This window comes from Salipiger sp. PrR007, from assembly GCF_010499845.1.
Taxonomy (GTDB): Bacteria; Pseudomonadota; Alphaproteobacteria; order Rhodobacterales; family Rhodobacteraceae; genus Salipiger; species Salipiger pacificus_A.
This window is the reverse complement of the sequence record NZ_JAAGOZ010000093.1, coordinates 96307-115600: the sequence shown is the minus strand read 5'-3', so window position 1 is coordinate 115600 and position 19294 is coordinate 96307. Positions and strand designations below refer to the sequence as shown.

The window sequence follows — 19294 nt, the reverse complement described above, 5'->3', positions numbered from 1 at the left end:
CAGCATGTCCTACTTCGCGCTTGTGTCCTCGTTAGTGATGATAGCGTTTGGCGGAATTGGTGTGGACATGGTGTTCACCGAGCTCAATCGCACCAAGGTACAGAACACGTTGGACCGCGCGGTGCTTGCCGCCGCGGACCTCGATCAAATTCTCGACCCCGAGGACGTCGTTGCCGACTACATGGCAAAGATGGGCCTTGGCGATGCGCTGGTCTCCTCCGATGTGGACGAGGGCCTCAATTACCGGATCGTCACTGCCGACGGCTTCGTCGAGGCGCCCTCGAACTTCATCGGCCTGCTCGGCATCGACACGACCACGGCCTCGGGACACGCCCAGGCCACGGAACGGTTCAACAAGGTCGAGGTTTCGCTGGTCGTCGATATTTCCGGCTCGATGGTCAACAACAACAAGATGGAAAACCTCAAGGCCGCCGCGAGCGACTTCGTCGACACCCTGCTGTCGGACGGAAGCGACGATCTGGTCTCGATCTCGCTGGTGCCCTATTCCGAGCAGGTCAACGCTGGCCCCGAGATCCTGAGCTACTTGCCGGTGAACTGGAAGCACGGTTTCTCGCATTGCCTCGAGATGCCCAATTCGGTCTTCGGCTCGACCGAGCTCGACACCTCGATCCGCTATGACCAGATGCAGCATTTCCAGTGGAACTACGACGGCAGGAACACGCTGACCGACACGGTCTGCCCGCGCTACGACTACGAGCGGATCACCCCGTTCAGCCAGGATGCGACGGCGCTCAAGCGGCAGATCGGAAAGCTGACGCCGCGCGCCGGCACCTCGATCTTCCTCGGGATGAAATGGGGCGCGGCGCTGCTCGATCCCTCGAGCCGCAATATCGCCAGCGGGCTGATTGCCGATGGCGAGGTGGACTCGGTCTTCGAGGGTCGTCCGGTGGACTACGGCGACGAGGACGTGCTGAAGACGGTTGTCCTGATGACCGACGGGCAGCACGACAAGTCGTTCCGCATCCGCGATGCATATTACAACTCGGAATCCGAGTACGTGCAGTGGAGCAAGAACAACCTCTGGTACTGGCTGAACCGCAACGTCTACGAATGGCAGCGCGGCAACTTCTATTACCAGAAGTATGACGCCAGGACGGGCGACACGCTGCTGGACAACATCTGCACCGCCGCCAAGGACAAGGGCATCATCATCTGGTCCATCGGCTTCGAGGTCGCAGACCACGGCGCGGACGTGATGGAAAGCTGTGCCTCCTCGCCCTCGCACTTCTTCCGCGTCGAGGGGACGGAGATCAGCGAAGCCTTCTCGACCATCGCGCACACCCTCAACCAGCTGAGGTTGACCCAATGATCGGCTCCTTGAAATCCGCCCTGCGGCGTTTCGGCCGTGACGAGAACGGCTCGGCAGTCATCCCCTTCGCGCTTTGGACGCCGGTCTTCGTCGGCCTGCTCATCGCCAGCGTCGAATCGGGCTTTGCCACCATGCGCCAGACCGCGCTGGACCGCGCGCTCGACGAGACGGTGCGCGAGGTCAAGCTCGGGACCGGCACGCTCTACACGGCCGACTCGCTCAAGGAGATGATCTGCGACCGCGCGCCCATCCTCGGAAGCTGCGTCGAGACCTTGCAGCTCGAAATGGTCGGCCTCGACATGCGCAACTGGGTGGCGCCCGCGGCCTCGCCGGATTGCGTTGACACCAACCTGACGGTCACGCCGATGCGCAGCTTCGTCCACGGCGGTCAGCATGAGACCATGCTGCTGCGCGCCTGCTTCAAATACCGCCCGATCTCGCCCGGCGGAGCGCTGGCCTCGTCGATGTACAAGGACGACGAGGGCTACACCGCGTTGGTGGCCACCTCGGCCTTCGTCCACGAACCGCTGTGAGGAGTGAGGACATGATGACCCTGAAGAGATCCCTCGCTTCGCGCCTGACCCGCTTTGCCCGCGACACCGAGGGCAACGTGACGATGGAAGCGATGATCACCCTGCCCATCCTGGTGGTGATCTTCGCAGCCTGCTGGGTCTATTTCGACGTCTTTCGCGAGACCTCGGTGAACCAGAAGGCCAACTACGTCATCGGCGATGCGCTCTCGCGCGAAACCGACGAGATCACCGACACCTATATCGACAACGCCTACAAGCTGCTGAAACTGTTCACCCGAACCGGCAACGCGGTTTACGGAGAGGACCGCGAAAACGCCGGCTTCGCCGAGGGCGACCTCTATAAGACCGACCTTCGGATCACCGTGGTCAGCTATTCGGAGAAAAAGGACAACTACTCGGTCGAATGGTCCGTCGTGCGCGGCGATCCGGCGCCGCTGACCAACGGCGACCTTAGCGGGATGCGCAACCGCCTGCCGATCCTGGCCGATGCCGCGCAGGTGATCCTGGTGGAGACCTGGGACGACTACTACCCGCTGTTCCGGGTCGGTCTCTCCGCCTTCCCGATCAAGGCCTACAGCTTCACCCAGCCGCGCTATGCGCCGCAGCTTCTCTACAACAACAAGAGCGGCAACAACGGCTGGGGCAACGGCGACCAGGACGCCTCGGGCAACTCGCTGTGCAACAACAACGCCGAGAACGCCACCGACTGCGACAACACCGACGGCAGCTACAACAATGAGGCTGGCTGGGACAGCTGATCCCCGCCCGCGCCCACCACCCTACGCAAAAGGCCGCAGCATCGCTGCGGCCTTTCTGCTCTTCGGGGTGCCCCGGGATCACATCTCCGGCGGCAGTTCGCCCTCGCGGCGCATCACCAGCACCGAGATGATGTCGGCCATCGGCTTGGTGTCGCGCGCGGCGGTCACCCCGCCCACGGCAACCCGCCGACCGGTGCGCCACCAAAGCCCCGGATACCACGCGCGCTTGCCCGGTGCCTTCAGCGTCAGGGCAAAGCCGTTCGAGGGTTTGAGCGCAAAGGCGCCGCGGTCCACCTTCACCACGTCGGCGATGCGCGCGATCACCGCGCCCGAGCTGTCGCTCAGCGCGTCGTCGGTGAGCAGCAGCTCGCGCGAGGTCACGCGCCACATCATCTGCGCGACCCAGAGCGCCGCCACGCCGAGCACGATCAGGAACACCAGCCAGAGCGGGTTCGCCGGCGGCTGCATCACCGCCAGCCAGAGCAGCAGCAGGCCGAGCCCGCCCATCGTGCCGACGCCGATCACCCGCCGCGGCCCGGTGGCCGAGGCGCGCGCCAGGATCTTGTCGTCCATCTTGTCTTGCATGGGTCCTCCCCCTGCCCCGGATCAGTCGCGGCGCGGATCGCGCGGATAGACCCCAAGGATTTCAAGGTATTCGGTGAAGTAGTCGAGTTCCTCCAGCGCCCGCTTGACCGCCGGGTCCTCGGGATGGCCCTCGATGTCGGCATAGAACTGCGTCGCGGTGAACGATCCGCCGACCATGTAGCTTTCCAGCTTGGTCATGTTGACGCCATTGGTGGCGAAACCGCCCATCGCCTTGTAGAGCGCGGCGGGAATGTTGCGCACCTGGAACACGAAGGTGGTCATCATGCCGTGATCGCCGCGGCGCTCGTGATTCGCCTCGGGCGACATGACGAGGAAGCGGGTGGTGTTATTGCCCTGGTCCTCGATGTGCCGCGCCAGCACGTCGAGGCCGTAGATTTCTCCCGCCAGTTCCGAGGCCAGCGCCGCGATCTCGGGCTTGCCCATCTCGGCCACCTGCCGCGCCGAGCCCGCCGTGTCGGCGCCGGTCAGCCGGGCGATGCCATGCTCGGACAGGAACTTCCGGCACTGGCCCAGCAGCACGGTATGGGTCATCGCCTTTTCGATCTTCTCGAGCGGCACCCCCGGCAGCGCCAGCAGGTTGATGTGCACCCGCACGAAGGCCTCGTCAACGATGTGCAGCCCAGAGTGCGGCAGCAGCGAGTGGATGTCCGCGACCCGCCCGTAGGTGGAGTTCTCGACCGGCAGCATGGCCAGATCCGCCTCACCGCTCTTCACCGCCTCGATCGTGTCCTCGAAGGTGCGGCACGGCAGTGCCTCCATGTCGGGACGGGCGTCTCGGCAGGCTTGGTGCGAATAGGCGCCAAGCTCTCCCTGGAAGGCAATGCGGTTGGTCATTTCAGTCTCGCGTCGTTTTGGAAACACTTGCAGCTTGTGGGCATTTGGTCGCGGCTAGTATACCTTGCCAGACGCCAAGGGAAGCCGTAGACCACTGATCGACGGTTATCTTTCGACGCCCGACCTGGGGAGGACACGCGACATATGTTTGATACCATGACCTTGACGAAAGTGGTGGGCGGCGTCTGCGGCGCCTTTCTGATCTACCTTCTGGGAAGCTGGGTCGGCGAAAGCCTCTACCACGTCGGCGGCAGCCATGGCGAGGAAACGGCCTCCTACGTGATCGAGGTCGCCGATGCCGGCGGCGGCGCCGAGGAAGAGACGGTCGACTTCGCCACGCTCATGGCCTCGGCCGATGCCGGCAAGGGAGAGAAGGTCTTCGGCAAGTGCCGTGCCTGCCACAAGATTGACGGCACCAACGCCACCGGCCCGCATCTCGACGGCGTCGTCGGGCGCGACATCGACGCCGTGGACGGCTTCTCCTACTCCGGCGCGCTCGAGCAGGTCGGCGATGTCTGGACCCCCGAGAACCTCTTCCACTTCCTCGAGAACCCCAAGGGTGTGGCGCCCGGAACCGCGATGTCCTTCGCCGGCCTGAAAAAGCCCGAGGACCGCGTGAACCTGATCGCCTACCTGGACTCGCTGGGCGGCTGATCCGCGGATCAGCCGGATCGCTCCGGCAGCAAGATTGCAAAGGCCACGGCCCCGCGCCGTGGCCTTTTTCTGTGCGCTGCGGACGGATGGGCGCTCCACCAGCGGCCGCTGCGCGCCCCTTCCCTGAAAAATCGACCCCCCAAAGCGCGCCGGGCCGCGACGCGGGCGGGACGGCCTGCGCGCAGGCGCCCTCGCGCCGAAATCGCGGGCGCTCACGCAAACTCCAGCAAGTTCGGCTTGAATGTCGTCGCGACCGGCCCTTAGCTTACATCAAACGGCAGAGCTCAAGCCGACAACCAGAGGGGAGACCACATGATCCGGACGACGCGCCCTGCCGCGGCCGCCATTCGCAGCCTCGATCCGATTGCCTTTCGCCCCCTTCTCGGCGCGCTGACCGCGCTGGGGATCGCCCTCGCCGCCCAAGCCGGCTGGGCCCAGGACTCCAGTCCCGCAGCCAGCCCCGCCGCCACCGAAACTGCCCCCGACTCCGCCGAGGCGACGGATCAGAAGATCATCACCGCGCACGGCTACTCCTACTTCGGCGAGCTCGACTACCCTGCCGACTACGACCATTTCGACTTTGCCAACCCCGACGCGCCAAAGGGGGGCGAGATCGTGCTCGGCGCCTCCGGCACCTTCGACAGCATGAATCCCTATTCGCGCAAGGGCCGCGCCGGGGCGCTGACCACCCTGCAATACGATAGCCTGATCGAGAGCACCGAGGATTCCGTCGGCCAATATTACGGCGTCCTCGCCGAGAGCCTCGAATACCCCGAGGACAAATCCTGGGTGATCTTCCACATCCGCCCCGAGGCGACCTTCTGGGACGGCACGCCGGTCACCGCCGAGGACGTGGTCTATTCGCACAAGCTCTTCATCACCCAGGGCCTTCCCTCCTATGCCGCCGCCGTGGGCGAGATGGTGACCGGCGCAGAAGCGCTCGACGAGCGCACCGTGAAATTCACCTTCAACACAGAGCTCACCAAGCGCTCGCGCATCGAGACCGTGGGCGCCACGCCGGTGTTCAAGAAGGCCTGGTTCGAGGAAGACCCCGAGAAGCGCCGCCTCGACGAGCCGCGCATGGAGGTGGCGGTCGGCTCTGGCCCCTACAAGCTCGACAGCTACGAGGTGAACCGCCGCATCGTCTACAAGCTGCGCGACGACTATTGGGGCCGCGACATCCCCTTCAACAAGGGCCGGCACAACTACGGCACCGTCCGGGTCGAGTATTTCTCTGACCAGACGGCGTCCTTCGAGGCGTTCAAGGCGGGCGAATACACCTTCCGGGTCGAGAGCGACCCCAAGCTCTGGGCCACCTCCTACGACTTCCCGCGCATCCAGCAGGGAACGGTGAAAAAGGAAGAGATCGCCGACGGCAGCCCGCCCAACCCCACCGGCTTCGTCTTCAACCTCGCCAAGCCGCAGCTCAAGGACAAGCGCGTGCGCGAGGCGATCGCCCTGGCCTTCAACTTCGAGTGGAGCAATGAGAGCCTGCGCTACGGGCTCTACAGCCCGCGCAGTTCCTTCGTCGAGGGCACCCCGATCGAGGCCAAGGGCCTGCCCGAGGGGGCCGAGCTGGACTTCCTCAAGTCGCTGGGCGACGTGGTTCCCGAAGGCATCTACACCACCGACGTCTGGACCATGCACGAGAGCAACCCCGAGGACCTGATCAGCCGCGGCACGCGCCGCCAGGCAGGCGGGCTGCTGCAGGAGGCGGGCTGGAGCGTGGGCGACGACGGGCTGGCGCGCAATGACGCCGGCGAGACCCTCAAGCTGCACATGATCATTCCCAGCAACATCGAAGCGAGCATCGAGTCGATGCATGAAACCTACGTGCAGAACCTGCGCGCCATCGGGATCGATGCCAGCTACGAAAAGGTCGATCCCTCGCAGTTCACGCTGCGGCAGCGCGAGCGCGACTACGACATGATCTACTCGAGTCGCTACGGCGCCTTCCTGTCCACGGGGGGCGGGCTCAGCCAGATGTACGGCTCGCGCGAAGCCGAATTCTCGCTCTTCAACCCCGCCGGGCTCGCCAGCCCGCTCGTCGACGCGATCATCGCCGCCAGTTTCGAGGCCACCAGCCAGGCGGAAACCGACGTCGCGCTGATGGCGCTCGACCGCGCGCTGCGCTACGAGTTCTTCATCGTCCCCGACGGCTATATCGCAGACTACTGGGTCGCCTATTACGACATGTACGAACACCCCGAGACCATCCCGCCCTACGATCTTGGCTACCTCAGCCTTTGGTGGGTGAACCCCGACAAGGAGAAGGCCCTCAAAGAGGCCGGCGTGCTGAAATAATATGGGAGCCTACATTCTCCGCAGACTGCTGCTCATCATCCCCACGCTCTTGGGGATCATGATCATCAACTTCGCGCTGGTGCAGTTCGTGCCCGGCGGTCCCATCGAACAGATCATCGCCCAGATCGAGGGCCAGGGAGACGTCTTCGGCGGCTTCTCCGGCGGTGGCGGCACTGCGCCCGGTGCCGGAATGGACACTGTCGGCGCGGGCATGGGCGGCGGCGGCAACGAGAAATACGTCGGCGCCCGCGGGTTGCCGCCCGAGTTCATCGAGAGCCTCGAGAAGGAGTTCGGCTTCGACAAGCCCCCCCTCGAGCGCTTCTTCGGGATGATGTGGAACTACATGCGGCTCGACTTCGGCGAGAGCTACTTCCGCTCGATCTCGGTGATCGACCTGGTGCTGGAAAAGATGCCGGTGTCGATCTCGCTCGGGCTCTGGTCGACGATCATCGCCTATATCGTCTCGATCCCGCTCGGCATTCGCAAGGCCGTCAAGGACGGCAGCAGCTTCGACACATGGACGTCGGGCGTGATCATCGTCGCCTACGCCATCCCGGGCTTCCTCTTCGCCATCCTGCTGCTGGTGCTCTTCGCCGGTGGCTCGTTCTGGCAGATCTTCCCGCTGCGGGGCCTCACCTCGGACAACTGGGAGGCGCTGAGCTGGCCGATGAAGATCGCCGATTACTTCTGGCACATCGCGCTGCCGGTGATCGCCTCGACGATCTCGGCCTTTGCCACGCTGACGCTGCTGACCAAGAACTCCTTCCTCGACGAAATCAAGAAGCACTACGTGATGACCGCCCGTGCCAAGGGCCTGAGCGAGAGCCGCGTGCTCTATGGCCACGTCTTCCGCAATGCCATGCTGATCGTCATCGCCGGCTTCCCGGCGGTGTTCATCGGCGTCTTCTTCTCGGGCTCGCTGATCATCGAGACGATCTTCTCGCTCGACGGTCTCGGGCGGCTCGGTTTCGAGGCGGCGGTGGCGCGCGACTATCCGGTGATCTTCGGCACGCTTTTTATCTTCGGCCTCATCGGCCTTGTCGTCGGGATCATCTCGGACATGATGTACGTTCTGGTCGATCCGCGCATCGACTTCGAGAAGCGGGAGGGCTGAGATGAGCTACGAGCCTGATCCCCGCTTCGACGACTCCGCGCCGCTCCGCCCGCAGCCCGAGCCCGGAATTCCCGTCGTCCCGCAGCCCAAACCCGGCCGCTTCGCGCTGTCGCCGCTGAACCAGCGCCGCTGGCGCAACTTCAAGCGCAACCGCCGCGCCTTCTGGTCGCTGTGGAGCTTCGTGGTGCTCTTCGGCCTGTCGCTGTTCGCCGAGTTCATCGCCAACGACAAGCCGATCCTCGTCAGCTACCGCGGCGAGCTGCGCATGCCGATCTTCAATTTCTACCCCGAAACCGCCTTTGGCGGCGACTTCCGGACCGAGGCCGCCTACCGCGATCCCGAGGTGCAATGCCTCATTCGCACCGGCGGCATCGAGGCATGTTTCGACGACCCCGAAGGGCTGATCGAGACGGTGGAGGCGGGCGGCACCCCCGAGGGCGATTTCGTCAAGGGATGGAGCATCTGGCCGCCCATTCCCTACACGTTCAACACCCCGGTCGACCGTCCCGGCGCGGCGCCCCTGCCCCCGAATGGGCAGAACCTGCTCGGTACCGACGACACCAAGCGCGACGTGCTGGCGCGGGTGATCTACGGCTTCCGCCTGTCGATCCTCTTCACGCTGGTGGTCACGGTCGTCTCGTCGATCATCGGCGTCGTCGCCGGGGCACTGCAGGGCTTCTTCGGCGGCTGGCTCGACCTCATTTTCCAGCGGCTGATCGAGATATGGTCCGCAACGCCATCGCTTTACGTGATCATCATCCTCTTCGCCATTCTGGGCCGAAGTTTCTGGCTGCTGGTTTTCCTGACGGTGCTCTTCGGCTGGACGGCACTCGTGGGCGTGGTGCGGGCAGAATTCCTGCGCGCGCGCAACCTCGAGTACGTGCGCGCCGCCAAGGCGCTCGGCGTCAGCAACTGGACCATCATGTTCCGCCACATGCTGCCCAACGCCATGGTCGCGACGCTGACCATGCTGCCCTTCATCGTGACCGGCACGATCAGCACTCTCGCCGGCCTCGACTTCCTCGGCTTCGGCCTGCCCTCCTCGGCGCCCTCGCTGGGCGAGCTGACATTGCAGGCCAAGCAGAACCTGCAGGCGCCGTGGCTGGCCTTCACCGCCTTCACCGTCTTTGCCCTGATGCTGTCGCTGCTGGTCTTCATCTTCGAAGGCGTACGCGACGCGTTTGACCCCAGAAAGACCTTCTCATGAGCGCCAATATCCTCGAGGTCCGCGACCTGAAGGTCAGCTTCACCCAGGACGGCACGCGCAGCCTCGCGGTCAAGGGTGTGAGCTTCGACATCCCGCGCGGCGAGACCGTGGCGCTGGTCGGCGAGTCGGGCTCGGGCAAGTCGGTGACCGCGCTCTCGACCGTCTCGCTGCTGGGCGATGCCGCACATGTCGAAGGCTCGGTCCGCTACAACGATCAGGAGATGATCGGCGCCGATCTGCAGCGCCTGCGCAAGGTGCGGGGCAATGACATCAGCTTCATCTTCCAGGAGCCGATGACCTCGCTCAACCCGCTGCACACGCTGGAAAAGCAACTCGGCGAGAGCCTCGCGCTGCACCAGGGGCTAACCGGCGACAAGGCCCGCGCGCGCATCCTCGATCTGCTGAACAAGGTCGGCATCCGCGACCCCGAAAGCCGTCTGTCGGCTTATCCGCACCAGCTTTCGGGCGGGCAGCGGCAGCGGGTGATGATCGCCATGGCGCTGGCCAACGGGCCGGACCTGCTGATCGCGGATGAGCCCACCACCGCGCTCGACGTGACCATCCAGGCGCAGATCCTCGAGCTTCTGGCCGATCTCAAGCAGGCCGAGAGCATGAGCCTGCTGTTCATCACCCACGACCTCAACATCGTGCGCAAGATTGCAGACCGGGTCTGCGTGATGAAGAACGGCGAGATCGTCGAGCATGGCCCCACCGCCGAGCTTTTCGCCAACCCGCAGCATCCCTACACGCTGAAGCTGATCTCGGCCGAGAGCACCGGGAAACCTGATCCGGTTGAGCCGGATGCGAAAGAGATCGCCCGCGCCGACAATCTGAAGATCTGGTTCCCCATCCAGAAAGGGTTCCTGAAAAAGACCGTCGGCTACGTGAAGGCGGTCAACGACGCGTCTTTCTCAGTGCGCGCGGGCGAGACCGTGGGCATCGTCGGCGAGTCCGGGTCGGGCAAGACCACGCTGGCTCTTGCGATCATGCGGCTGATCCAGTCACAGGGCGGCATCACCTTCGACGGGCGCGACGTGCGCGACCTGTCGACCCGGCAGCTGCGCAAGCTGCGCTCCGAGATGCAGATCGTCTTCCAGGACCCCTTCGGCTCGCTCAGCCCGCGGATGACCTGCGAGCAGATCATCGCCGAGGGTCTCGGCGTGCACGGCTCCCCCGACGGGCGACCCGCGAAAGAGGTGGTGGCAGCGATCATGACCGAGGTGGGTCTCGACCCGGCCACGATGCACCGCTACCCGCATGAATTCTCGGGGGGTCAACGCCAGCGGATCGCCATCGCCCGCGCCATGGTGCTGCGGCCCAAGCTGGTGGTGCTGGACGAGCCGACCTCGGCGCTCGACATGACGGTGCAGGTGCAGATCGTCGAGCTGCTGCGCGCGCTGCAGCGCAAGTACGACCTCGCCTACCTCTTCATCAGCCACGACCTCAAGGTGGTGCGCGCGATGAGCCACAAGGTCATCGTGATGAAGCAGGGCGACGTGGTGGAGATGGGCGACGCGGAAGAGATTTTCGCCGCGCCCAAGACGGACTACACGCAGACGCTCTTTGCCGCGGCCTTCGAGCTGGCGGGATAAGGCGGCGCGCGCCGGGCGGGCCAGCGCCCGCCCATGCGCCATTGCTCAGATCGCCGAGCTGTGCCCGGCCTTCGACAGCTCGTAGGCATCGAAGCTGCGCGCCACCATGCGGGTCAGCGGCCGCGCGCCCACCGGAATGAAAAGCCCGTCCTCAGTGATCTCCAGCAGCCCGTCGAAGCGGGCATTGGCATCGCGGTACAGGCCCGCGAGCATCGCCTCGCTCGCGCCGTAGTCCCGGATCAACTCCTCGGAGCGGATGCGGAAATCGCACATCAGCATTTCGATCATCCGCGAGCGCAGCTTGTCCTCGCCCCGGAAAGTATGCCCGCGCGCTGTCGAGAAACGCCCCTCTCGGATCGCCGCCACATGCGCCGAGGTCGCCGGAGCATTCTGCGCGAAGCCCTGCGGAAAGCGCGAGATCGACGAGGCCCCCACCCCGATCAGCACCTCGGACGTGTCGTCGGTGTAGCCTTGGAAGTTGCGCCGCAACTTGCCGGTCTTCTGCGCGATCGCCAGCCCGTCATCGGGCACGGCGAAGTGGTCGATGCCGATCTCGGCGTAGCCATCCCAGGCAAAAAGCTGGCGCGCCGTCTCGAAAAGGTCGAGCCGTTCGCTCGGCGTGGGCAGCGCGTCCGAGGGGATCATCTGCTGGCGCTTGGCCATCCAGGGCACATGCGCGTAGCCGTAGAGCGCCACGCGGTCGGGCCCGAGCGACAGCAGCTTCTGCACCGACTCGGTGATCCGCGCCTTCGACTGATGCGACAGCCCGTACAGGATGTCGGCGTTGAGGCTGCCGATGCCGCGGTCGCGGACCATCTCGATCGCGCGGCGGGTCACCTCGTAGCTCTGCTCGCGACCGATGGTCTTCTGGATCCCGGGATCGAAGTCCTGCACCCCGATCGAGACACGGTTCATCCCCCCGGCGGCCAGCACGTCGAGCCGCTCGCCGTCGATCTCGTTGGGGTCGATCTCGACCGAGAACTCGGCCCCTTCGGCGAAATCGGCAACGTCGGCGAGCTTGTCGATCAGTGCCCGCATCAGCTCGGGCGTCAGCAGCGTCGGCGTGCCGCCGCCCCAGTGCAGCCGCGACAGTTTGACACCCCGGGGCAGATGCCGCTTCAGCAGGTCAAGCTCGGCCTTCAGCGTCTCGACGTAGCTTTCCACCGGCGCGAGGGTCGCGGTGCCCTGCGTGCGGCAGGCGCAGAACCAGCACAGCCTGCGACAGAAAGGCACGTGCAGGTAGAGTGAGACCATGCCATTTTCGGGCACGGCCCTGATCCAGTTTGCGAAATCGCCCGGGGTGACGTCGCCCGAGAAATGCGGGGCCGTCGGGTAGCTGGTGTACCGGGGAACCTTCGCGTCGAAGAGGCCAAGGCGGGAGAGTTGTGCTCGCGTAATCATGAGCGTAGGCTTACGAAAATTTTTCGCGGCACGACTTTGACGCAGATCAAGATTTGGACATGGAATGCTGAACGAAAAGAGCATCGCGGTTTCGCATGACTGCAACGAGTGCCCGATCCGCCACCGTGCGGTCTGCGCCCGCTGCGAGTCGGATGAGCTCGAGCGGCTCGAAGAAATCAAGTATTACCGCAAATTCGAAGCCGGGCAGACGGTGATCTGGTCCGGCGACCGGATGGAATTCGTCGGCTCGGTGGTCTCGGGCATCGCGACGCTCACCCAGACCATGGAAGACGGGCGCACCCAGATGGTCGGCCTGCTGCTGCCGTCGGATTTCGTCGGCCGTCCGGGCCGCGCCTCGGCTGCCTACGACGTGGTGGCAACCACCGACCTGGTGATGTGCTGCTTCCGCAAGAGCCCCTTCGAAGAGATGATGATGCGCACCCCGCATATCGCGCAGCGCCTTCTCGAGATGACCCTCGACGAGCTCGATGCTGCACGCGAATGGATGCTGGTGCTCGGCCGCAAGACCGCGCGCGAGAAGATCGCCTCGCTGCTGTCGATCATTGCCCGTCGCGATGCCTCGATCAACATGCGCGACGTGAGCGCGCCCGGCGAGCGGATCACCTTTGACCTGCCGCTCACCCGCGAGGCCATGGCGGATTACCTCGGGCTGACGCTCGAGACGGTCAGCCGCCAGGTCTCGGCGCTGCGCAAGGACGGGGTGATCGAGCTCGAGGGCAAGCGCCACGTCACCATCCCCGACATGGACCGGTTGCTCGAAGAGGCGGGCGACGACGCGGACGGCGGCGTTTTCGCCTGACCGCCCGCCTGCGCCCGGCTCAGGCCTCGAACAGCGGATCGAAGCTTCCGTAGATCATCCGCTTGCCGTCAAAAGGCATGTCCATGGTCGCCTTCCAGCGTTCATCGGTCTCGAAGGAGGCGCCGCAGCGGTCGGCGGTCTCCTTGTCGGGCCAGATCATCCAGCTGAACACCACGGCCTCTCCCTCTTCGCGCTTCACCGCCATGGGAAAGGAGGTCAGCTTGCCCTCGGGCACCTCGGCCTCCCAGCATTCGTGTAGCGACAAGGCCCCGTATTCCTTGAATAAATCCCAGGATTTTCGGGCCGTCTCCAAATAGGCTGCCTTGTTTTCCTGCGGCACGGGCGTCAAAAACCCCCAAACATGCGTCATGAGACATCTCCTGTTGCTCTTCCGCATCCTAGGCGCATAATTAAGTTGATATCAACATGAATGAGAATACATGAGCGAGACAACGCCATCCCTGCCCTATGAGACCACCCTCGAGGTCCGCGACCGCTGCCTGTGCTTCCGCGCGCAGCGGGCGGCACGCGCGCTTGGCCGGCGCTTCGACGTCGCGCTGAAACCCGTGGGGCTGACCAACGGGCAGTTCTCGATCCTGATGTCGCTGAACCGCCCCGAGCCGCCGCGCATCTCGGATCTGGCGCCCTTCCTGGCCATGGACCGCACCACGCTGACCGCGGCGCTCAAGGTGCTCGAGCGGCGCGGGCTGGTCGAAAGCACCGCCGATGCCGAGGACAAGCGCGGCAAGCGGCTGCGCCTGTCCCCGCGGGGACACGAGGTGCTGCACGCGGCGATGCCGATCTGGCGCCGCGAGCACGATGCCGTGGACACGGCGCTCGGGGATATGGACCTCGAGACGCTGAAGGCGGCGCTGATGGCCCTGGGCGAGATCTGAGCCCGTCCCCGCGGGGACGGCGTGCTCAGTGCTCGCGCAGATAGGCCCAGGAGACGTAGCCCCGTGTCTCCGGCGCCCGGTCGAGGGCGGCCTCGCACCAGCGGGTTCCGCCGGTCTGGGTGCAGTCGTAGACCCGAAGGACGGTGCCGTTCGGCAGGCCGATGATCACGTCGAAACCGGTGCCCGGCCCGCCGCGCAGCTTGAGCATGTCGCCCTCTTCGACGCCGTAAACCTCGTAGCGCCCGCCCCAGCCGGGATTGGCGGCACATCCGCCCAATGTCGCCGCAAGGGCGAGCGCTGCCGCGCCTCTCATCATCACGGTCCCGATCGTTGCGCGCATGGGTGTCTCCTGCTCGTTCTTTTCTGCCTCGGCCCGGACCCTATCGACTTGCCGGTGCGAAAGGAACCTCAACCGAGCGCGCCGGGCCGTTGCGCCCCCACCGTGCGGTGCCCGGGCAACCTCTGCCGCAGACACGTCCTCGCAGGGTTGGCGCGGCAGACACGGACCGGCTGACACGGACCGGCTGACACGACAAGGGCGGACCCTCGGGTCCGCCCTCGGACGGCTTGCGCCGCCTGTCCGGTTTCTTCGCAGAGGCCTCTTCTCCCAAGCCTCAATGCGCCAGAAAGACCGGTACCTCCGCCAGTTCCAGCATGTTCCGCGTCGCGCCGCCGAGGATCGCCTCGCGGAAGCGGGAATGGCCATATGCACCCATGATGATCATGTCACCGTCCACGTCCTGCACGTGGCGGTTCAGGATGTCGGAGATCCGCGGCATGGTCTTCGTCAGCACGTCGATCTCGGCGCTCACCCCGTGGCGCGACAGGTATTGCGACAGCATGCCGCCCGGATCGGAGCGGTTCGGCCCGTGCTGCGGCGGATCGATGACCACCACGTGCACCGCCTCGGCCTCCTTGAGGATCGGCATGGCGGCGCGCACCGAGCGCAGCGCCTCGGCGCTTTCGTTCCAGCCCAGCACGACGCGCTTGGGCTTGCTCGACGGGTCCGAGGCGCGCGGCACCACCAGCACCGGGGCCTGCCCCTCGAAGAGCGCGCCCTCGACCACCGGCTCCAGCTCGACGCCGCGGTCCGGGCCATAGGGCTTGGGCAGCACCACCATGTCGGCAAACCGCGCCCGGCCCGCCACGTGGCGACCGATGTCGGCCAATTGCGCCACACCCTCCTCGACCGCCCAACGCAGGTCGAAGCGGTTCAGCCGCGCCTTCGCCGCCGTGGCAAGCGCCGTGGCGTCCTTGGAAGCGCGGTCGAGCGTTTCCTGCAGGATGATCGCGTCGGCGCCGGCGTAATAATAGCCGGTCTGGGTGCGGTCGACGCCAAAGGCGAGCACATCCAGATGGGCGTCCCAGCAGGCGGCAACCGCGGCGGCGTGATCGATCGTCGACTCCAGGAAGGCCTCGTCGGTCACAACCGTAAGTATTGATTTGTAGCCCATTGCAATCTCCGTGGTATTGTCCGGGAGGGCCCGACACCGGCACATTACGCCCGAAGGGCAACCCTTAGAATGACTTAACGCAAGAACTCGGAACCAAAGCCTTGATTCAGATCAAGGTTGGGCGGGAGCATTCACTTCAAAACCCCGTCAGTCAGAACCGCTCGCGCGGCAACGAATCGTGCGAGTCAGACGAAGGGACGAATGATGCTGAATTATATCAAGCTCATCGTGCTGGGGGTTGTCGCGCTCTTCGCGCTGATCGCTGCCAACTACGCACGAGACGTGGCTTACATGGTCAATGCGCTGACCATCTTCCTCCTCGCGGCGGGTCTGTTCCTCTGGACCCTCCGCAATACCGACGAGCCGGTGCCCGCCCGGGTGCGAGAGCTGAGCTACATGGACGATGTGGTGCGCGCCGGCGTCATTGCAACCGCCTTCTGGGGCGTGGTGGGATTCGCGGTCGGCGTGTTCATCGCCACCCAGCTGGCCTTTCCGGCGCTCAACTTCGAATGGGCGCAGGGCTTTGCCAACTTCGGACGGCTGCGGCCGCTGCACACCTCGGCGGTGATTTTCGCCTTTGGCGGCAACGCGCTGATCTGCACATCGTTCTACGTCGTCCAGCGCACCTCGGCGACCCGCCTCTGGGGCGGCAACCTCGCGTGGTACGTCTTCTGGGGCTACCAGCTTTTCATCGTGCTGGCCGCGACCGGCTACCTGCTGGGCGCCACCCAGTCGAAGGAATACGCCGAGCCCGAATGGTACGTCGACTGGCTGCTGACCGTGGTCTGGGTCGCCTACCTGCTGGTCTTCGTCGGCACGATCATCAAGCGCAAGGAACCGCACATCTACGTGGCGAACTGGTTCTACCTGAGCTTCATCATCACCGTCGCCATGCTGCACATCTTCAACAACCTCAGCATCCCCGTATCGATCTGGGGCTCGAAGTCGGTGCAACTGTTCTCGGGCGTGCAGGACGCGATGACGCAATGGTGGTATGGCCACAACGCCGTGGGCTTCTTCCTGACCGCCGGCTTCCTGGGGATGATGTACTACTTCGTGCCCAAGCAGGCCGAGCGCCCGGTGTTCTCCTACAAGCTGTCGATCGTGCACTTCTGGGCGCTGATCTTCCTCTACATCTGGGCCGGTCCGCACCACCTGCACTACACCGCCCTGCCCGACTGGGCCTCGACCCTTGGCATGGTGTTCTCGATCATCCTGTGGATGCCCAGCTGGGGCGGCATGATCAACGGCCTGATGACGCTTTCGGGGGCCTGGGACAAGCTGCGCACCGACCCGATCATGCGGATGCTGGTGATCTCGATCGGCTTCTACGGCATGTCGACCTTCGAAGGCCCGATGATGTCGATCCGCGCGGTGAACTCGCTGTCGCACTACACCGACTGGACCATTGGCCACGTGCACTCCGGCGCGCTTGGCTGGAACGGCATGATCACCTTCGGCGCGCTCTACTTCCTGACGCCGAAACTGTGGAACCGTGAGCGCCTTTACAGCCTCAGCCTCGTCAGCTGGCACTTCTGGCTCGCCACCATCGGCATCGTGCTCTACGCCGCGTCGATGTGGGTCACGGGCATCATGGAAGGCCTGATGTGGCGCGAGGTGGATGCCAACGGCTTCCTCGTCAACAGCTTCGCCGACACCGTGTCCGCCAAGTTCCCGATGTACGTGGTGCGCGCCCTCGGCGGCGGCCTCTACATCGCTGGTGCGATTATCATGTGCTACAACCTGTGGATGACCGTGAAACGGGCTCCGGCTGTCGAAGCCGAGACCGCGGCCGCTCACGCGCACCCGGCCGAATAAGGAGGGCCGAGACAATGGCAACCAACGACAAAAAGCCCCCGATGCCGGCCTCCGCCACGGGTCTGGGTGACCGCCCCAAAAGGTGGTCCATCCTCGACAAGCACGGCGTTCTCGAGAGGAACGTCACGCTGCTGGCCATTTTCGCCTTCCTGGTGGTGACCATTGGCGGGCTGGTGCAGATCGTGCCGCTCTTCTACCTGGAAAACACCATCGAGGACGTGGAGGGCATGCGCCCCTATACCCCGCTGGAGCTGGCCGGGCGCGACATCTACATCCGCGAGGGCTGCTACGTCTGCCACAGCCAAATGATCCGCCCGATGCGCGACGAAGTGGAGCGCTACGGCCATTACTCGCTGGCGGCGGAATCGCAGTACGACCACCCGTTCCAATGGGGCTCGAAGCGGACGGGGCCCGACCTCGCCCGCGTCGGCGGCCGCTACTCGGACGAGTGGCACGTCGATCACCTGACCGACCCGCAGTCGGTCGTGCCGGAATCGGTGATGCCCAAGTACGGCTTCCTGTCGGCCAAGCTGATCGACGGGCAGTACATGGAAGACCTTCTGGCCACCCACCGCATGGTCGGCGTGCCCTATACCGACGAGATGGTCGAGAACGCCTCGGCCGACTTCCGGGTGCAGGCGAACCCCGATCTCGACTACGACGGGCTGCTCGAGCGCTACGGCGAGAAGGTCAGCGTGCGCAACTTCGACGGCGAACCGGGCATCTCGGAAATGGATGCGCTGGTGGCCTACCTGCAGATGCTCGGCACGCTGGTCGATTTCTCGACCTTCACGCCCGACGCCAGCCGCTGAGGAGGGGACGAGATGGACACCTATTCCGGCCTCCGCCACTTCGCGGACAGCTGGGGGCTGCTGCTGATGTTCCTGTTCTTCGTGGGGATGATCGTCTGGATCTTCCGCCCCGGGGCCAGGCGCAATCACGATGACGCCGCCAGCATCCCGCTTCGCAACGACACCGCCCCGGCCGCGCCCGACGCGCCCGAAAAACCCGCCCACAAGTGAGGAGGCGAGGATCATGAGCGACAAGAAAGACACCCGTAGAGACGATCTCGACTACGAGACCACCGGCCATTCCTGGGACGGGATCGAGGAGTACAACAAGCCGCTGCCGCGCTGGTGGCTGATGGTCTTCTACGCGACCATCATCTGGGGCGTGGGCTACACCATCGCCTATCCCGCCTGGCCGGGCGTGCGTTCGGCCACCGCGGGGCTGCTCGGCTACTCGACCCGCGGCGCCGTGGCCGAGGAGATCGCGGCGCAGGAGGCCAAGCTCGCCCCGATCAACGAGCAGCTTGCCTCGGTCGAGCTGAGCGCGATCGCGGGCGACCCCGAGCTGGGCGGCTACGCGCAGAACGCCGGGGCCGCGGTCTTCCGCACCTGGTGCGCGCAGTGCCACGGCTCGGGCGCAGCGGGGGCCAAGGGCTATCCCAACCTGCTCGACGACGACTGGCTCTGGGGCGGCTCGATCGAGGAGATCCACACCACGATCACCCATGGCATCCGCAACGAGGACGACCCCGATGCGCGCTACTCGGAAATGCCGGCCTTCGGGCGTGACGGGCTGCTCGAGCGCGAACAGATCGCCGCGGTCAGCAACTACGTGATGACGCTGTCGGGCGAAGAGCCCCAGGACGCTTCGCTCGTTGACGAGGGCGCCACGGTCTTCGCGGACAATTGCGCGGCCTGCCATGGCGAGGACGGCACCGGCGACCGGATGCAGGGCGCGCCGAACCTGACCGACGCGATCTGGCTCTACGGCGGCGACTACGCGACGATCCACGAGACCGTCACCAACGCCCGCTTCGGCGTCATGCCGAACTGGAACGCCCGTCTGTCGGAAGCGGAAATCCGCGCCGTGGCCACCTATGTGCACGGGCTTGGCGGCGGCGAAGCCTCCGAGTAGGCGCGCGACAAGATACCTCTGGGCCGCAAGGCCCGGAGGCCAGACGCCGG

At 65.1% G+C, this 19294-nt stretch carries 20 protein-coding genes; 14 read left to right on the top strand and 6 right to left on the bottom strand.

Annotated elements, in window-relative coordinates; genetic code table 11:
- Positions 1–4: 4 nt before the first annotated feature.
- Genes G0Q01_RS25145 through G0Q01_RS25135 form a run of 3 tightly spaced genes read left to right on the top strand, consistent with a single transcriptional unit; the run spans position 5 to position 2621 of the window.
- A complete protein-coding gene (locus tag G0Q01_RS25145; protein WP_235940393.1) occupies positions 5–1330 on the top strand; it encodes a pilus assembly protein TadG-related protein in 1326 nt (441 codons plus the stop codon).
- The gene (locus G0Q01_RS25140) at positions 1327–1863 is read left to right on the top strand and encodes a TadE/TadG family type IV pilus assembly protein (protein WP_164188941.1); all 537 of its coding nucleotides are present in this window, start codon (positions 1327–1329) and stop codon (positions 1861–1863) included. The genes G0Q01_RS25145 and G0Q01_RS25140 overlap by 4 nt, the downstream gene beginning before the upstream one ends.
- Positions 1864–1874: 11 nt before the next feature.
- The gene (locus G0Q01_RS25135; protein ID WP_235940392.1) at positions 1875–2621 is read left to right on the top strand and encodes a TadE/TadG family type IV pilus assembly protein; all 747 of its coding nucleotides are present in this window, start codon (positions 1875–1877) and stop codon (positions 2619–2621) included.
- Positions 2622–2699: 78 nt separating this feature from the next.
- Here G0Q01_RS25135 and G0Q01_RS25130 read toward each other — a convergent pair whose 3' ends face one another.
- Both G0Q01_RS25130 and G0Q01_RS25125 read right to left on the bottom strand, forming a co-directional pair.
- A complete protein-coding gene (locus G0Q01_RS25130) occupies positions 2700–3206 on the bottom strand; it encodes a hypothetical protein (protein ID WP_235940391.1) in 507 nt (168 codons plus the stop codon).
- 21 nt (positions 3207–3227) lie between these two features.
- Positions 3228–4061, bottom strand: coding sequence for a prephenate dehydratase (locus G0Q01_RS25125; RefSeq protein WP_108966577.1), 834 nt, complete (start codon positions 4059–4061; stop codon positions 3228–3230).
- A gap of 144 nt (positions 4062–4205) precedes the next feature.
- Between G0Q01_RS25125 and G0Q01_RS25120 the strand changes: the two genes are divergently transcribed.
- The 5 genes from G0Q01_RS25120 (at position 4206) to G0Q01_RS25100 (ending at position 10932) form a co-directional block, all read left to right on the top strand.
- A complete protein-coding gene (locus G0Q01_RS25120; protein ID WP_164188939.1) occupies positions 4206–4715 on the top strand; it encodes a cytochrome c family protein in 510 nt (169 codons plus the stop codon).
- A gap of 312 nt (positions 4716–5027) precedes the next feature.
- Positions 5028–7019, top strand: a complete 1992-nt coding sequence (locus G0Q01_RS25115; protein WP_164188937.1) for an extracellular solute-binding protein — start codon at positions 5028–5030, stop codon at positions 7017–7019.
- A 1-nt stretch (position 7020) separates the two neighbouring features.
- Positions 7021–8133 (top strand): microcin C ABC transporter permease YejB, encoded by a 1113-nt coding sequence (locus tag G0Q01_RS25110; protein ID WP_164188935.1) that lies wholly within the window; start codon positions 7021–7023, stop codon positions 8131–8133.
- Position 8134: 1 nt separating this feature from the next.
- On the top strand, positions 8135–9340 hold the full coding sequence (locus tag G0Q01_RS25105) for an ABC transporter permease (RefSeq protein ID WP_164213955.1): 1206 nt from the start codon (positions 8135–8137) through the stop codon (positions 9338–9340).
- The gene (locus G0Q01_RS25100; protein WP_164188930.1) at positions 9337–10932 is read left to right on the top strand and encodes an ABC transporter ATP-binding protein; all 1596 of its coding nucleotides are present in this window, start codon (positions 9337–9339) and stop codon (positions 10930–10932) included. The genes G0Q01_RS25105 and G0Q01_RS25100 overlap by 4 nt, the downstream gene beginning before the upstream one ends.
- Before the next feature lie 45 nt (positions 10933–10977).
- Here the strand turns inward: G0Q01_RS25100 and hemN are convergent, their stop codons facing one another.
- Positions 10978–12333, bottom strand: coding sequence for an oxygen-independent coproporphyrinogen III oxidase (gene hemN / locus G0Q01_RS25095; protein WP_164188928.1), 1356 nt, complete (start codon positions 12331–12333; stop codon positions 10978–10980).
- Between the two features lie 64 nt (positions 12334–12397).
- Between hemN and fnrL the strand changes: the two genes are divergently transcribed.
- The gene (gene fnrL / locus G0Q01_RS25090) at positions 12398–13153 is read left to right on the top strand and encodes a transcriptional regulator FnrL (protein ID WP_108966590.1); all 756 of its coding nucleotides are present in this window, start codon (positions 12398–12400) and stop codon (positions 13151–13153) included.
- Positions 13154–13172: 19 nt separating this feature from the next.
- Here fnrL and G0Q01_RS25085 read toward each other — a convergent pair whose 3' ends face one another.
- Positions 13173–13523 carry a DUF1428 domain-containing protein gene (locus tag G0Q01_RS25085; RefSeq protein ID WP_164188926.1) on the bottom strand — a complete coding sequence of 117 codons (351 nt, stop codon included), beginning with the start codon at positions 13521–13523 and terminating at the stop codon, positions 13173–13175.
- A gap of 70 nt (positions 13524–13593) precedes the next feature.
- On the opposite strand from G0Q01_RS25085, the gene G0Q01_RS25080 reads away from it, so the two are divergent.
- Positions 13594–14049, top strand: a complete 456-nt coding sequence (locus tag G0Q01_RS25080; RefSeq protein ID WP_108966593.1) for a MarR family winged helix-turn-helix transcriptional regulator — start codon at positions 13594–13596, stop codon at positions 14047–14049.
- 25 nt (positions 14050–14074) lie between these two features.
- On the opposite strand, the gene G0Q01_RS25075 is transcribed toward G0Q01_RS25080, so the two are convergent.
- Positions 14075–14389, bottom strand: a complete 315-nt coding sequence (locus G0Q01_RS25075) for an SH3 domain-containing protein (protein WP_235940390.1) — start codon at positions 14387–14389, stop codon at positions 14075–14077.
- A gap of 274 nt (positions 14390–14663) precedes the next feature.
- Complete coding sequence (locus G0Q01_RS25070) at positions 14664–15503, bottom strand: universal stress protein (protein WP_164188924.1); 840 nt, start codon at positions 15501–15503, stop codon at positions 14664–14666.
- Positions 15504–15707: 204 nt separating this feature from the next.
- Here G0Q01_RS25070 and ccoN point away from each other — a divergent pair, with 204 nt between their 5' ends.
- The 4 genes from ccoN to ccoP are packed head-to-tail and all read left to right on the top strand — an operon-like array spanning position 15708 to position 19244.
- Positions 15708–17321 (top strand): cytochrome-c oxidase, cbb3-type subunit I, encoded by a 1614-nt coding sequence (gene ccoN, locus G0Q01_RS25065; protein ID WP_164213959.1) that lies wholly within the window; start codon positions 15708–15710, stop codon positions 17319–17321.
- Positions 17322–17362: 41 nt separating this feature from the next.
- Complete coding sequence (ccoO, locus tag G0Q01_RS25060; protein ID WP_164189061.1) at positions 17363–18133, top strand: cytochrome-c oxidase, cbb3-type subunit II; 771 nt, start codon at positions 17363–17365, stop codon at positions 18131–18133.
- Positions 18134–18145: 12 nt separating this feature from the next.
- Complete coding sequence (locus G0Q01_RS25055; RefSeq protein ID WP_108966599.1) at positions 18146–18343, top strand: cbb3-type cytochrome c oxidase subunit 3; 198 nt, start codon at positions 18146–18148, stop codon at positions 18341–18343.
- A gap of 13 nt (positions 18344–18356) precedes the next feature.
- The gene (gene ccoP, locus G0Q01_RS25050; RefSeq protein ID WP_164188922.1) at positions 18357–19244 is read left to right on the top strand and encodes a cytochrome-c oxidase, cbb3-type subunit III; all 888 of its coding nucleotides are present in this window, start codon (positions 18357–18359) and stop codon (positions 19242–19244) included.
- The last annotated feature ends 50 nt before the right edge of the window (positions 19245–19294 follow it).

Coding starts and splice junctions, on each gene's coding strand:
- ccoN (WP_164213959.1), top strand. CDS start 15,708: ATGCTGAATTATATCAAGCTCATCGTGCTGGGGGTTGTCGCGCTCTTC.
- G0Q01_RS25110 (WP_164188935.1), top strand. CDS start 7,021: ATGGGAGCCTACATTCTCCGCAGACTGCTGCTCATCATCCCCACGCTC.
- G0Q01_RS25130 (WP_235940391.1), bottom strand. CDS start 3,206: ATGCAAGACAAGATGGACGACAAGATCCTGGCGCGCGCCTCGGCCACC.
- G0Q01_RS25105 (WP_164213955.1), top strand. CDS start 8,135: ATGAGCTACGAGCCTGATCCCCGCTTCGACGACTCCGCGCCGCTCCGC.
- hemN (WP_164188928.1), bottom strand. CDS start 12,333: ATGATTACGCGAGCACAACTCTCCCGCCTTGGCCTCTTCGACGCGAAG.
- G0Q01_RS25135 (WP_235940392.1), top strand. CDS start 1,875: ATGATGACCCTGAAGAGATCCCTCGCTTCGCGCCTGACCCGCTTTGCC.
- fnrL (WP_108966590.1), top strand. CDS start 12,398: ATGCTGAACGAAAAGAGCATCGCGGTTTCGCATGACTGCAACGAGTGC.
- G0Q01_RS25115 (WP_164188937.1), top strand. CDS start 5,028: ATGATCCGGACGACGCGCCCTGCCGCGGCCGCCATTCGCAGCCTCGAT.
- G0Q01_RS25145 (WP_235940393.1), top strand. CDS start 5: ATGTCCTACTTCGCGCTTGTGTCCTCGTTAGTGATGATAGCGTTTGGC.
- G0Q01_RS25100 (WP_164188930.1), top strand. CDS start 9,337: ATGAGCGCCAATATCCTCGAGGTCCGCGACCTGAAGGTCAGCTTCACC.
- G0Q01_RS25075 (WP_235940390.1), bottom strand. CDS start 14,389: ATGCGCGCAACGATCGGGACCGTGATGATGAGAGGCGCGGCAGCGCTC.
- G0Q01_RS25140 (WP_164188941.1), top strand. CDS start 1,327: ATGATCGGCTCCTTGAAATCCGCCCTGCGGCGTTTCGGCCGTGACGAG.
- G0Q01_RS25120 (WP_164188939.1), top strand. CDS start 4,206: ATGTTTGATACCATGACCTTGACGAAAGTGGTGGGCGGCGTCTGCGGC.
- G0Q01_RS25125 (WP_108966577.1), bottom strand. CDS start 4,061: ATGACCAACCGCATTGCCTTCCAGGGAGAGCTTGGCGCCTATTCGCAC.
- G0Q01_RS25080 (WP_108966593.1), top strand. CDS start 13,594: ATGAGCGAGACAACGCCATCCCTGCCCTATGAGACCACCCTCGAGGTC.
- ccoO (WP_164189061.1), top strand. CDS start 17,363: ATGCCGGCCTCCGCCACGGGTCTGGGTGACCGCCCCAAAAGGTGGTCC.
- G0Q01_RS25085 (WP_164188926.1), bottom strand. CDS start 13,523: ATGACGCATGTTTGGGGGTTTTTGACGCCCGTGCCGCAGGAAAACAAG.
- G0Q01_RS25055 (WP_108966599.1), top strand. CDS start 18,146: ATGGACACCTATTCCGGCCTCCGCCACTTCGCGGACAGCTGGGGGCTG.
- G0Q01_RS25070 (WP_164188924.1), bottom strand. CDS start 15,503: ATGGGCTACAAATCAATACTTACGGTTGTGACCGACGAGGCCTTCCTG.
- ccoP (WP_164188922.1), top strand. CDS start 18,357: ATGAGCGACAAGAAAGACACCCGTAGAGACGATCTCGACTACGAGACC.